We start from the raw sequence: 13,371 nt of genomic DNA on the forward strand, positions 1-13,371 counted from the left end.
GGGGGGGGGGGGGGGGGGGGGGGGGGGGGGGGGGGCGGGCCCCCCCCCCCCCCCCCCCCCCCCCCCCCCCCCCCCCCCCCCCCCCCCCCCCCCCCCCGGCCCCACCCACGGCTTTTGCTTTCCACGACCAACCAGACACCACCCACGAGGGGCTGCGCCGTTGGCTGGAAACTACCCGCGATGCCGGATCAGCAACTGACTCATCAGCGCCCGCAGCGCCGGCGGCTTCACCGGCTTGGCCATCATTCCCCAACCGCGTTCGGCAGCCATCTCACGCAATCCCGCATCGCGCTCGGCGGTGACCAGCACCACCGGCGGACGGGCCTGCCACAGCTCTGCCAATGTCTCGTACAGCACCGGGCCATGGTGGTCACCCATGCGCACATCCAGCAGCACCAGCTCTGGCACCGCGCCTGTTGCCGCCAGCTGCAGCGCCGCCTGCGGGCCGTCGGCCAGCGCCACCTCGCAGCCCCAGCGCTCCAGCAGCGCGCGGCTGGCGGCGCAGACGTGCGGATCGTCGTCGATCACCCACACCCGGCGACCGCGAAGCGGGTTGTCTGCGGCCGGTTCCTGCATCAGCACCGGCACAGGAGCAGTAGCGGGAATCGCGCTGGCTTCGCCGAACGGCACGCCCACCGCGAACACGCTGCCCTGGCCCAGCTGCGAGCGCAGGCGGATCGGGTGGCCGAGCAGCCGACCGATGCGGTCGACGATCGCCAGGCCAAGGCCGGCGCCGCGCTGCTGGCCGTCGTGCAGGCGGCGGAACTCCTCGAAGATCTCGCCCTGCAGCGCATCGGGAATGCCGGGGCCCTGGTCGTGAACTTCGATCCACAGCAGGCCTTCGCGGCGACGGCAGCCGAGCAGCACGCGGCCACGTTCGCTGTAGCGCAGTGCGTTGGACAGGAAGTTCTGCAGGATGCGGCGCAGCAGCGCTTCATCGCTGACCACCACCGCAGCGGTATCGACCCAGTCGACCACCAGCCCACGTGACTGCGCGGCGATGCCGAACTCGCGTGCCAGCGTCTGCAGCAAAGGCCCGAGCCGGAACGCCTGTACGCGCGTGGGCAGGCTGCCCGATTCCAGGCGCGCGATATCCAGCAGGCTGTTGAGGATCGCATCCTGCGCGGCCAATGCAGCATCGATGTGGTCGCTGGTCTGTTGCTGCGCCGGGTCACTCAGCTTGCCGCGCAGCACCGAGACGAACATGCGCGCCGCGTTGAGGGGCTGCAGCAGGTCGTGCACGGCCGAGGCAACGAAACGGGTCTTGTAGCGGTTGGCCTGCTCGGCTTCGCGGCGTGCTTCGTCCAGGTCGCGGGTGCGTTCGGCGATGCGGTGTTCCAGCGCATCGGCCAAGGAGCGCAGTTCGCGCGCGGCGTTCTTGTAGCTGGTGATGTCGGCATAGCTGGTGACGAAGCCGCCGTCAGGCAGCGGATTGCCACGGATCTCCAGCACCGTGCCGTCGTCCTTCTCGCTCTCGCGCATGTGCGGGCGGCCGCTGCGCAGGTGGTTCAGGCGACGCTCGATTGCTTCATCGACGGGGCCCGGACCGAGCAGGCCACGGCGTGCGTTGAAGCGGAACAGTTCCTCGATCGGCCGGCCCACGCGGACCAGGTCTGCCGGGAACCGGAACAGTTCCAGATAGCGCGAATTCCACGCGACCAGGCGCAGTTCGCGGTCGATCACCACCACGCCCTGCGGCAGGTGTTCGAGGCTGCGGCTGAGTCCGCTGTCGGCGTCGGTGGCCGCCTGCAGCAGGCCATCCTGTGCGGTGCGCAGTTCCTGTGCGTGCTGCTTGAGCAGGGTTTCCAGTTCGCGGCGGCTGCGCAGGCGATGCTTGGCCAGGCGTCGGCGCTGCTGCACGAACAGCACCAGGAAGCCCAGCGCCAGCCACGCAGCACCGCCGGTGAGTGCGGCCGCGCGACCGGCGGCGGTGGCGGCGCTGGCGTCGTGCAGCAGATGCAGGTTCCAGCCTTCGGCGGGCAGCGGCAGGCTTTGCCACAGCATCGGCTGCGGCAGTGCGGGATCGAGCAGGCGCACCATGCGGCCACCATCGGCAAGCACGTCTTCAGTACGCGCGCGCAATGGCTGCAACGCGCGGTCGGCGTATTGGCGGGCGTCCAGCATTTCGCGGCGCTCATCGGCGCCCAGCGGGCGCAGCAGGCGGTAGCGCCAGCTGTCACGGTTGGCCAGGAACACCACGTCATGGTCGTCGCTGGCCAGCACCACGTCCGGGCTGCTCAACCATTCCTGTTCCAGCGCCGACAGCTCGACCTTGATCACCACCACGCCGAGCCGCTTGCCACCTTCCTCGATGGCCTGCGACAGGTAGTAGCCGGGTACGCCGGTGGTCATGCCGATGCCGTAGAAGCGGCCGCGGCCCTGCGCCAGTGCCTGCCGGTAGTAGGGGCGGTAGCTGTAGTTCTCGCCGACGTTGCTGGTCGGCTGGTCCCAGTTGCTGGCCGCCACTGCCACGCCGTCGTGGCCGACCAGGGTCAGGGTCGAGGCACGGGTGACTTCATTGGCGCGTTGCAGCTTGAGGTTCAGCCGCTGCTGTTCGCTGGGCGAGGGCGGCACACGCAGGGCGTGCAGCAGATCCGGATCCAGCGCCAGTACCTGCGGCAACGTGCCGAAGCGGTCGATGCGCTGCTGCAGGCCCTGGCCGTACAGCTGCAGCTGGCGTTGCACCTGGCTGCTTTCCTCGCCGAGGGCGCGCCGCCAGGCGTAGTGGCCGGCGGCGACCGCACACAGCACGGTGCCACCGACCATCACCAGGAGGGTCAGCAACAGCAGCCGGTGGCGGCTGAGCCGGTACATGGCGGCAGTCTACGCAGGGCCGGCGGGCGTGACGTGGACGCCCGCCGGGGTCTGACGTGGAAGGGGTCAGAAGTGCATCTGCGCGCGCAGTTCGAAGATCTCCGGCGTGCTGTGCACACCGCGACGGCTGGCGTCGACCTTCACATAGTTGGCCTGGAACTTGAAGTGGCTGGTCAGGTACCAGTTCGCGCCCAGGGTCAGGTCGTGCTGGCGGCCACCAAGGATGCTGCCATCGTCGAGGTCCAAGCGGCTGTAACGGGCCACCAGTTCCACCGCGCCGTAGTCGTGCGCCGGCTTGATGTTGGCCACGGCACCTGCGTTGTACGGGCGCGACTCGCCGGTCAGCACCCAGCTGGCCATCGCGTACTGGCCGCTGCCGGTGTAGTCGGGCTTGCCGTCATGGCGGGTGACCGTGGCACGCAGGGCTTCGGCCTGCAGCGAGAACGGACCGCGTATCCAGATGCCTTCCAGGCCGGTGCGGCGGATCTGGTCGGCGGTGACCAGCGCGCCGGAATCGACATAGCGGATGTCGGTCAGGCCGGCTTCCGGGCGTGCACGCAGGCGCGCGCTGGCCTCGTGGTGCACGTCACGGCCATCGCTGTAGCCGCGCGGATTCTCCTGCGAATAGGCCAGGCCCAGGTGAATCACGTCACCCGGCGCCTTCACCGGGGTCCACACCGCACGCACGGCCTGGGTGGTGCCGGGGTTGTCACCCTGCAGGTCCTTGCCGCCATAGGCGCCGGCCTGCAGCAGGTACTGCGGGCGCTCCAGCACCCATTCCACGCCGGTGCGGCGGCCGGCGTAGAAGGCCTGCACGGGCAGCGCGGTTTCCAGGAAGCTGCCGGCGCGCGAAGAGGTGTTCGCGTCCAGGCCGACCGGGGTCTTCATGTAGCCGAAGCGGAAGCGGCCGATGTCGCGGCCGAAGAAGGCCTTGCTTTCAAAGCGCACGAACACGTCCAGCCAGGTATCGGACTGGAAGTCGTAGTAGACCATCGCGTCGTAAACGCCCTTCTTCTTCAGCGTCGCACCGAACTCCTTGCGACGCACCGCGTCGTCATCCTCCAGGCCACTGCCCGAGGAGAAATCGTTGTAGTCGTAGGCGATGTTGGCGGTAGCGGCCAGTTCGGTGCCGTCGCCGAAGGCGTACTTGGTCGGCCAGTTGTCGAAATCGGCGGCCGAGGCGAAGGCGGGAAGGGCGGCCAGCGACAGGGCCAGCAAGGTGGGATTCGGGCGCATGTTGGGTGCGGCTCTCTCGGATTGCGTGTGGACAGGACAACAACGGCCGCAGGGGCCGAAACTTTCGCAAGGACGCGCCCGGCCGTTAGCCCGGGCCACCGGCCTTCCCGTGTCTGGGCGGTGTGGCGCCAGTGTAGGCACCTGCGCCACCTGAACCGGGGGGCTAGTACCAATAGGTTATCTGCGCCGACGTGCCCAGCGCGTACAAAGGCGTCCATTGGTCGCACCTCCTGCGCGTGCAGCACAGGGCGATCAGTTTCCACGGTAGCGGTTCCCGTGCAGTCCCGGGGCCGTACGTGCCTGAAAACGCCCCTTCCGGAGTCCGCCATGCACATCCCGACCGCAGCCCCGGCGCCTGCAAAGCCGTTGCCGATCTATCGCCAGCTGTACTTCCAGGTGATCGTGGCGATCGTCCTCGGCGCCATCCTCGGCCACTACGAACCGTTGGTGGGCGAAAAGATGAAGCCGCTGGGCGATGCCTTCATCAACCTGGTGAAGATGATCATCGCACCGGTGATCTTCCTGACCATCGTCACCGGCATCGCCGGCATGACCCACCTGCGCACGGTGGGCCGGGTGTTTGCCAAGGCGATGGCGTACTTCCTGTTCTTCTCTACGCTGGCGCTGATCGTCGGCATGATCGTGGCGCACGTGGTGCAGCCCGGCGCCGGCATGAACATCAACCCGGCCGAGCTGGACCAGACCGCGGTGCACAGCTACGTCGAAAAGTCGCATGACCTGACCCTGGTCGGCTTCCTGATGGACATCATCCCGAAGACGCTGGTGAGCGCCTTCGTCGATGGCAACATCCTGCAGGTGTTGTTCATCGCGGTGCTGTTCGGCATCGCGCTGGCCTCGGTGGGCGAGAAAGGCAGGCCGATCGTGAACTTCCTGGAGGCGCTGGTCGCCCCGGTGTTCAAGCTGGTGCACATCCTGATGAAGGCCGCCCCGATCGGTGCCTTCGGCGCGATCGCCTTCACCATCGGCAAGTATGGCGTCGGCTCACTGATCAACCTGGCCTGGCTGGTGGGCTCGTTCTACCTCACCGCCTTCCTGTTCGTGGCGGTGATCCTGGGCCTGGTCTGCCGACTGTGTGGCTTCTCGGTGTTCAAGCTGGCGCGCTACCTGAAGGCCGAGCTGCTGCTGGTGCTGGGCACCTCTTCGTCGGAGTCGGCGCTGCCGTCGCTGATGGAGAAGATGGAACGCGCCGGCTGCAGCAAGTCGGTGGTGGGCCTGGTGGTCCCGACCGGCTACTCGTTCAACCTGGACGGCACCAACATCTACATGACCCTGGCGGCACTGTTCATCGCCCAGGCCACCAACACCGAACTGACCCTGGGCCACCAGATCGCCCTGCTGCTGGTCGCGATGCTCAGCTCCAAGGGCGCGGCCGGTGTCACCGGCGCCGGTTTCATCACCCTGGCCGCCACCCTGGCCGTGGTGCCGGAGGTGCCGGTGGCCGGCATGGCGCTGATCCTGGGCGTGGACCGCTTCATGAGCGAATGCCGCTCGCTGACCAATTTCATCGGCAATGCGGTGGCCACCGTGGTGGTCTCGCGCTGGGAAGGCGCGCTGGACCGCAACCGCCTGCAGCTGGCGCTGGACGGCCGCGAGAGCGAACTGCCGCCGCCGGTCGATGCGCTGCCCGAGGCGCTGCCGGCCAAGGGCTGATCCAGGTGTGTGGTACCGCGGGGCCGGCCACGACAGTGGTACGGCCCCGCGGCGTTTCAAGGCGTCCCATGACTGTCATGGGCAACGCCGATGCTGGTCTGGGGCCCCGCCGCATACGGCACGGAATTGTGCGGTCGCAGCATGGCTGCGACAGGATAGCGACAGGTCCAGACGCTCCAACGGGGGTATGATCCCCTGTCCCTTCTGCCCATTCATGTAACCCACATCGATGTCCAACGAAGATTTCAAACAGGCCGCCCTCGATTACCACCGGATGTCCCCCCCGGGAAAGATCAAGGTTTCCGCTACCAAGCCCATGCTGACGCAGCGCGACCTGTCGCTGGCGTATTCGCCGGGCGTGGCGTATGCCTGTGAAGCGATCAAGGCCGACCCGCAGCAGGCCAGCGAGCTGACCGCCCGCGGCAACCTGGTGGCGGTGATCTCCAACGGCACCGCGGTGCTGGGCCTGGGCAACATCGGCGCGCTGGCCGGCAAGCCGGTGATGGAAGGCAAGGGCGTGCTGTTCCAGAAGTTCGCCGGCATCGATGTATTCGACATCGAAGTGGATGAAACCGACCCGGACAAGCTGGTCGACATCATCGCCTCGCTGGAGCCGACCTTCGGCGGCATCAACCTGGAAGACATCAAGGCGCCGGAGTGCTTCGTGGTCGAGCGCAAGCTGCGCGAGCGCATGAAGATCCCGGTGTTCCATGACGACCAGCACGGCACGGCGATCATCGTCGGCGCAGCGGTGCTCAACGCCATGGCGATCACCGGCAAGAAGATCGAGGACGTGAAGCTGGCGACCACGGGCATGGGCGCCGCCGGCATTTCCTGCGTGAACATGCTGGTGCAGCTGGGCCTGAAGCCGGAAAACATCCTGGCCTTCGACCGCGAGGGTGTGATCCACACCGGCCGTACCGACCTGGACCCGGAAAAGCAGCGCTATGCGCGCGATACCGACAAGCGCACCCTGGCCGAGATCGTCGACGGCGCGGACATCTTCCTGGGGCTGTCGGCACCGGGCATCCTGACCGCCGAGATGGTCAAGACCATGGCTCCGGATCCGGTGATCTTCGCGCTGGCCAACCCGACTCCGGAAATCATGCCGGAGGTGGCGCGCGCCGCCCGTCCGGACGCGATCATCGGCACCGGCCGCTCGGACTACCCGAACCAGGTCAACAACGTGCTGTGCTTCCCGTACCTGTTCCGTGGTGCGTTGGACGTGGGCGCGACTGCGATCAACGAGGAAATGAAGATCGCCTGCGTGCGTGCCATCGCCGCGCTGGCGCGCCGCGCGGCCACCGACATGGGCTCGGCCTATGGCGGCGAGACCCCGAGCTTCGGCCGTGAATACCTGATCCCGCGTCCGTTTGACCGCCGCCTGCTGGTGGAGCTGTCGGCGGCCGTGGCCCAGGCCGCGATGGACTCGGGCGTGGCTTCGCGCCCGATCGAGGACATGGGCGCCTACCGCGACAAGCTGGCCCAGTTCGTCTACCGCACCAGCCTGATGATGAAGCCGGTGTACGACCGTGCGCGCAGCGACAAGCAGCGCGTGGTGTACGCCGAGGGCGAAGAGGAAGTGGTGCTGCAGGCGGTGCAGAACGTGGTCGATGACGGCCTGGCGCATCCGATCCTGATCGGCCGCCCGGAAGTGATCGAGTCGCGCATCGAGCGCCTCGGCCTGCGCCTGAAGATCGGCGAGAACGTTGAAGTCACCAACATCAACGACGACCCGCGCTTCAACGAGTACTGGCAGTATTACCACGGCCTGACCGGCCGCCGTGGCGTGACCGTGGCTGCGGCGAAGAACCTGATGCGTTCGCGCCCGACCCTGATCGCAGCGGTGATGGTGGCCCGTGGCGAAGCCGATGCGATGCTGACCGGCATCGTCGGCCGCTTCCACAAGAAGCTGGGCTACGTGCGCAGCGTGCTGCCGCTGGAGCCGAAGGTCACCTCGACCTCGGCAATGACCGGCGTGATCAACCAGCAGGGCGTGTTCTTCTTCGTCGATACCCACGTGCAGGAAGACCCGACCGCCGAGCAGCTGTGCGAAGCAACCCTGCAGGCGGCGTACCGCATGAAACTGTTCGGCATCGAGCCGAAGGTGGCGCTGCTGTCGCACTCCAACTTCGGCAGCCACGATTCGAAGGATGCACTGAAGATGCGCCAGGTGCGCGAGCTGCTGCTCAAGCGCAACCCGCGCCTGAACGTGGATGGCGAAATGCAGGGCGACACCGCATGGGATGAAGCGCTGCGCCAGAAGCTGCTGCCGGGCTCGACCCTGCAGGGCCGCGCCAATCTGTTCGTGCTGCCGAACCTGGAAGCGGCCAACATCGCCTACAACCTGGTGCGTGTGTTCACCGACGGCGTGGCGATCGGCCCGATCCTGATGGGCGTGAACAAGCCGGTGCACATCCTGACCACCAGCGCGACCTCGCGCCGGATCCTGAACATGACCGCCATTGCGGCGGTCGATGCGCAGATCCGCAAGCAGATCGAAGCGGAAAAGAAGGCGTAAGCCTTCGTTCCGCTGCGATCTGCAGAAACGCGCCCTTCGGGGCGCGTTTCGTTTCCGCCCAGCGGAAACCGGATCGGGTAGCGCCGGGCCATGCCCGGCGGAATGCGAGAAGCGCCGCGCTGCGCGCTCGCCGGGCATGGCCCGGCGCTACCCGATGAATTGCAGTCCGGCGGTCATTTCCCTGCAACGCCGCTGCGGCCCAATACGCCCACGCGGCCCGGCCGTGGGAAGGGACCGGACCGGCCTTCCCACCCTGGGCCCGACCAACTTTCCACGGGCGAGGGTGTCATGCGCAATCGAGTGACGCGGCGGTACTTCCAGCAACTGTTCGCGCTGTACGCCGGCTTCGTGCAGTCGCGCTGAGGCCGCGATGCGGTAGCGCCGGGCAATGCCCGGCGAACGTAAAGTGCGTTGGGGCTCAGCGCCGCTTGCCGCGGCGCGCTGGTGCCGGCGGCGGTGCATCCGAACGCGGCTTGGCATACTGCGTCCACAGCGCAGGCAGTGCCTTGCCGGTGTGCTTCTGCCACAGCGCCGGTGCATAGCGGCCGTCGCGCAGGGCCTTGTCCAGTGCCAGCACCAGGCCCGGATGTTCGGCGTCGGCCCATTTCAGAAACGCACCGGTGACCCGGTAGCCGCTGTCGAAGTTCTGCCCCTTCTCGACCTTGCCCGGCAGTGCCCAGCCCGCAGCGGCATTGTCCATGCCGTAGCGGTCGCGTGCGTAGTCGGCGATGCCCTCCACCAGCCAACCCGGCACCCGTGCGTCGCCATAGCCCGGATAGCCCTGCACGATGTGCATGGCCTCATGGGTGACCAGGTCGATGTCGTTGGGGTGCTGCGCAAGCCAACCCGGGTTGATGGTGATCGTTGCGGCCTGGTCCTTGTCGCCGACGAAGGCGATGCCGGTGTAGGCCGGGTCGATCACGATGCGCACCATCGCCGGCGCGGCCGGGTGGAAGTCCGCACGTTCGCGCAGGTAGGCGAAGAAGAACGTATCGATCACCCGCTTGCGCTGCGGCGCGGCCAGGGCGCCACGGGCGTCCTGGTAGTTCAGCGTCACGCCGTCGCGGGTCAGCTGCGTATCGAACGCCTGGGTCTGGCCGAAACTGGAGAAGGACAGGGCAACAAGGGCCAAGGGCAGAAAACGGAAGCGCATGCCGCTCATTGTACGGTGCCGGCCGCCAGCAGTTCGATCTCCGCCAGCGGCAGTCGTCCCGGTGCCGCCAGGCGCAGGCGGTATTCGCTGTAGCGACCGGGTTTTGCAATGCGGAATGGACGGGTCTGGCGGGCGGATTCGAAGTCTTCGCCGCTGCGCTGGTCGAGCACGGCCCAGCTGCCGCTGCCGTTGCGCGCCTCCAGTGTCCACTCACCGCCCTGAATACGGCTGTCACCGCTGGTCAGCGTGTACATCGTCGGGGTGCCCTCAGCCAGGCCCGTCAGCGCGATGGTTGCACCGCCGCCCAGGCCCACCGTCGTGCCGGCATCGTCATCGACCAGCGCGGGCAGGGCGCGGCCATCGGCCAACGTCGCCTTCGCGCTGCTGCCGAGCAGGTCGTGCAGCAGCTGCGGGCGCTGGCCGCGTGAGGTCAACGAGCGCGGCACATCATCCACGCCACTGCCCCAGCGCGAGGGACGGGGGCCCATCACGAAGTCGAGGGTCGCGCCCTTGGCGATCAGCTCGTGCGGCACCCAGGTCTTCGTCCACGGTTTGCCGTTGATCGTCAGCGACTGCACGTAAACGTTCTCACGCGAGTTGTTGGCCGCGTTCACGGTCAGCACGGCACCACCCTGCAGTTCCACGCGCGCATGTTCGAAGGCCGGCGAGCCGATCACGTACTCTGGTGCGCCCATGCGCAGCGGGTACAGGCCCAGCGACGCCAGCACGTACCAGGCCGAGGTCTCGCCGTTGTCCTCGTCACCGGGATAGCCCTGGCCGATCTCACTGCCCACATACAGCCGCGACAGGATCTCGCGCACATGCTGCTGGGTCTTCCACGGCTGCCCGGCGTACAGGTACATCCACGGGATGTGGTGTGCCGGCTGGTTGCTGTGCGCATACATGCCCATGCGCACGTCGCGCGCTTCGGTCATCTCGTGGATGGTGCCGCCGTAGGAACCGGCCAGTGCCGGGTCCGCGGTTTCCGGTGTGGCGAAGAAGGTATCCAGCTTCGCCGCCAGCTTGTCGCGGCCACCGTACAGCGCGGCCAGGCCTTCGCCATCGTGGGCGGCGGTGAAGGCGAAGGTCCAGCCATTGGATTCGGTGTAGTCGTGGCCCCATACGCGCGGGTCGTAATCCTTGGCGTCCACGCGCCAGCGGCCATCGGCCTTGCGGCCCTGGAAGAAGCCGGCGGCCGGGTCGAACATGGTCGCGTAGCTGGCGGCGCGATAGCGAAAGTACTCGGCCTCGGTGCTGTAGCGCTCGCGTGCAGCCGGCGTGGTGGCGCGCTTGGCCAGTGCATCGGCCATGTTGGCGATGCCGAAGTCATTGAGCGCGCCTTCCATCGTCCATGACATGCCTTCGTGCACGTCCGCGCTGGCGTAGCCACGGAAGGTCGAACGGTCCATGCCCTTGCGGCCGACATGACGGTCGGGCGGGACCACGGTCGCGTTCTTCAGCGCGGCGGCGTAGGCCTCGGCCGGATCGAAGCCGCCGATGCCCTTCAGCCAGGCATCGGCGAAGGCCACGTCCGAGCTGGTGCCGACCATCAGGTCGGCGTAGCCCGGCGACGACCAGCGCGCGATCCAGCCGCCGGCGCGGTACTGCTCGATGAAGCCTTGCACCAGCTGGCCGGCATCGTCGGGCGTAAACAGCGCATAGGCCGGCCAGGTGGTGCGGAAGGTATCCCAGAAGCCGTTGTTGACGAAGACCTTGCCGTCGCGCACGGCCGCATAGCTGCGGGTCGCGCTGCCATCGGTGTTGTCATCGCTGGCGCTGGCCTGGTTGGCGTAGCGCCAGTCGGGTAGGGCCGCGCTGCCCACGTTTTCATGGCCGGAGTTGGGGTACAGGTACAGCCGGTACAGGCTGGAGTACAGCGTGGTCTTCTGGTCGTCGCTGGCGTTGCCGATGTCGAAACGGGCCAGGCGCGCGTCCCATGCATCCTGCGCACGGCTGGCCACGCTCTCCAGCGTATCGGCAGCGCTGATTTCCAGTGCCAGGTTGTGCCGCGCCTGCTCGACCGAGATCAGCGAGGTGGCGATGCGCATCGTCACCCGCCGGTCGCTGCCAGCGTCGAACTTGATGTAGCCGGTCGGGCGGCCGGTGTCGAGGCGGCCGCTGCTGCGCCACGGCTTGTCGAAGCTGGCCACCACGTACATGCGGCTGGAACCGTTGGACAGGCCGCTGCGCGTATCGGTGTAGCCGGACAGCGTCTGCGTGGCGGCGTCCAGGGTCAGGCCACCGCGCGCATCGACATTGTCGAACAGCAGGTTGGCGTCGCCGCCCTCGGGGAAGTCGAATCGGAACAGTGCGGCATGATCGGTCGGCGCGATGGCGGCAGCGATGCCATTGTCAAAGCGCACGTCGTAACGGTACGGGCGGGCGCTTTCGTGGCGGCGGTCGAACGACAGCGCGCGTTTGCGGCGGTCGGCGTCCGGCGCGCCAGGGCTGGCCGAAGGCATCACCTGGAAGGTCTGGCGGTCGCCCATCCACGGGCTGGGCTGGTGGCTCAGTGCCAGCGCCTGCAGCTGCGGGCGGTTCTGCGCATCGTTCTGTTCGTTCCAGCGGTACAGCCAGTTCAGTGCGCCGGCGTCGGTCACCGGGGTCCAGAAGTTGAACCCGTGCGGCACCGCCGTGGCCGGGAGGTTGTTGCCGCGCGAGAACGTTCCGTTGGCCTGGGTGCCGCGTGTGGTCAGCACCCAGTCCGAGACGCGCGGCGGCTGCTGGCGCGGTTGGGCATCCAGGCGCACGTCATCAATCCAGCCAGAGACCGGCGCGCCCTCGGCACTGGCCACCTCCAGCTCGATCGCCACCACGCGGCGGCCCTTCAGCGTGGGCACGTCGCCCAGCCGCACTGCCTTGCGGGCCCATTGTTGCGGGTACAGCGTCTTCGATTCGCCCTGCGCGCGTGCGCCGATCGCCACGCCATGCTGGTCGCGTGCCGCACCGGCCGAAACGCGGCTGCCATCGTCCAGCAGCAGGTCCAGCGATACATAGGTCGAGGCGACGGTGTCCTTGCCGACGATTTCCGGCAGCACCAGCCACGACAGCGTGGTATCGGCCTCGATGGGCAGGTCGGCCTTGAACAGTTCGCGCCGCGCGCTGCCGCCTTCGCTGCTGTAGCGCAGCGCATGCAGGCCGCTGTAGCCGGCGTTGCGCTTGGCGGCGTAGGGCGCGGCCGGTCCATTGCCGATCGTGACCTGTAGCGCACCGGTGGCCTGCGCCGGTACAGTTTCGCCCGGTTCGAACGAGGTCTGCAGCCCCTGCGCCCGCGCCGGCATCGCAGTGGTCGCACAGGCCAGGGCCAGGGCGAGCGGAAGCAGGGCGCGGCGCGGATCGGACAGGGTCATGCAAGGGTCTCCCGGAAGGGCTGGCGGCGGGCGAACCCGCATCGGCGGACACCACGGACAGCATCGCTCCGCCCGCCAGGCTGGCAGTGGAAGAGGCGATGCCGGTCCGGTGGGGGGCGGGCCATGCGATCGGGTTGGATTGGGTGGGTCGGGGTGCGACCTGGCCCGATCCTGCAACAGCCGCCGCGCGCTGGCAAGTGCCATTTAGTTCGATCCAAATGCGGGAAATATCGCTGGAGTCGATTCTGGCGAGCGAACCTGCCGGAACGACCGCGAAATCCCCGGAGTCGCCGCCGCCCGGCGTGCGGTGGGGAGATGCGAGGCATCGGCGGCGGCGTGCAAAGGCGCGTTGCGGGGCAATGTCGTTGCGGCCCAGATGCTAGAATCACGGGCCTCGCAACCCGTTCACCGAATCCGCCATGAGCCATACCGCCACCGCGCCCGCCAACGCCGAGAAGCGCTACACCGTGCACCGCAGCGATCTGCCGTTGAGCTGCCCGACCCCGGAAATGGCGCTGTGGAACTCGCATCCGCGCGTGTACCTGCCGATCGAAGACGAGCCCAACGGCGAAGCGCAGTGCCCGTACTGCGGTTCCGTGTTCGTGCTGGCCGACTAAACGGCGGCC

Annotated in this window: 7 protein-coding genes; 3 read left to right on the forward strand and 4 right to left on the reverse strand. The window is 67.9% G+C overall.

The window, feature by feature from the left end; translation table 11 throughout:
• Positions 1-171 precede the first annotated feature (171 nt).
• Positions 172-2,814, reverse strand: coding sequence for a PAS-domain containing protein (locus tag O0J15_RS11960; RefSeq protein ID WP_308305704.1), 2,643 nt, complete (start codon positions 2,812-2,814; stop codon positions 172-174).
• Positions 2,815-2,880: 66 nt separating this feature from the next.
• Entirely contained in the window at positions 2,881-4,050 is a 1,170-nt protein-coding gene (locus O0J15_RS11965; protein ID WP_111098062.1) for an OprO/OprP family phosphate-selective porin, read from the reverse strand.
• A 327-nt stretch (positions 4,051-4,377) separates the two neighbouring features.
• Here O0J15_RS11965 and O0J15_RS11970 point away from each other — a divergent pair, with 327 nt between their 5' ends.
• Both O0J15_RS11970 and O0J15_RS11975 read left to right on the forward strand, forming a co-directional pair.
• The gene (locus O0J15_RS11970; RefSeq protein WP_021204354.1) at positions 4,378-5,721 is read left to right on the forward strand and encodes a dicarboxylate/amino acid:cation symporter; all 1,344 of its coding nucleotides are present in this window, start codon (positions 4,378-4,380) and stop codon (positions 5,719-5,721) included.
• A gap of 229 nt (positions 5,722-5,950) precedes the next feature.
• The gene (locus tag O0J15_RS11975) at positions 5,951-8,242 is read left to right on the forward strand and encodes an NADP-dependent malic enzyme (RefSeq protein ID WP_021204353.1); all 2,292 of its coding nucleotides are present in this window, start codon (positions 5,951-5,953) and stop codon (positions 8,240-8,242) included.
• Between the two features lie 418 nt (positions 8,243-8,660).
• Here the strand turns inward: O0J15_RS11975 and O0J15_RS11980 are convergent, their stop codons facing one another.
• Positions 8,661-9,404, reverse strand: coding sequence for a basic secretory protein-like protein (locus O0J15_RS11980; protein ID WP_058983558.1), 744 nt, complete (start codon positions 9,402-9,404; stop codon positions 8,661-8,663).
• The gene (locus O0J15_RS11985; RefSeq protein ID WP_308305705.1) at positions 9,401-12,745 is read right to left on the reverse strand and encodes a GH92 family glycosyl hydrolase; all 3,345 of its coding nucleotides are present in this window, start codon (positions 12,743-12,745) and stop codon (positions 9,401-9,403) included. Before O0J15_RS11985 ends, O0J15_RS11980 begins: the two co-directional genes overlap by 4 nt.
• 419 nt (positions 12,746-13,164) lie before the next feature.
• Here O0J15_RS11985 and O0J15_RS11990 point away from each other — a divergent pair, with 419 nt between their 5' ends.
• Positions 13,165-13,362, forward strand: a complete 198-nt coding sequence (locus tag O0J15_RS11990) for a zinc-finger domain-containing protein (protein ID WP_005410967.1) — start codon at positions 13,165-13,167, stop codon at positions 13,360-13,362.
• The last annotated feature ends 9 nt before the right edge of the window (positions 13,363-13,371 follow it).

Origin of the sequence: Stenotrophomonas sp. Sm10, from assembly GCF_030985515.1 — a bacterium.
Lineage (GTDB): Bacteria > Pseudomonadota > Gammaproteobacteria > Xanthomonadales > Xanthomonadaceae > Stenotrophomonas > Stenotrophomonas hibiscicola.

What these genes read in the sequence shown, in the direction of transcription:
- O0J15_RS11975 (WP_021204353.1), top strand. Translation starts at nt 5,951, where the DNA reads ATGTCCAACGAAGATTTCAAACAGGCCGCCCTCGATTACCACCGGATG.
- O0J15_RS11970 (WP_021204354.1), top strand. Translation starts at nt 4,378, where the DNA reads ATGCACATCCCGACCGCAGCCCCGGCGCCTGCAAAGCCGTTGCCGATC.
- O0J15_RS11980 (WP_058983558.1), bottom strand. Translation starts at nt 9,404, where the DNA reads ATGAGCGGCATGCGCTTCCGTTTTCTGCCCTTGGCCCTTGTTGCCCTG.
- O0J15_RS11990 (WP_005410967.1), top strand. Translation starts at nt 13,165, where the DNA reads ATGAGCCATACCGCCACCGCGCCCGCCAACGCCGAGAAGCGCTACACC.
- O0J15_RS11965 (WP_111098062.1), bottom strand. Translation starts at nt 4,050, where the DNA reads ATGCGCCCGAATCCCACCTTGCTGGCCCTGTCGCTGGCCGCCCTTCCC.
- O0J15_RS11985 (WP_308305705.1), bottom strand. Translation starts at nt 12,745, where the DNA reads ATGACCCTGTCCGATCCGCGCCGCGCCCTGCTTCCGCTCGCCCTGGCC.
- O0J15_RS11960 (WP_308305704.1), bottom strand. Translation starts at nt 2,814, where the DNA reads ATGTACCGGCTCAGCCGCCACCGGCTGCTGTTGCTGACCCTCCTGGTG.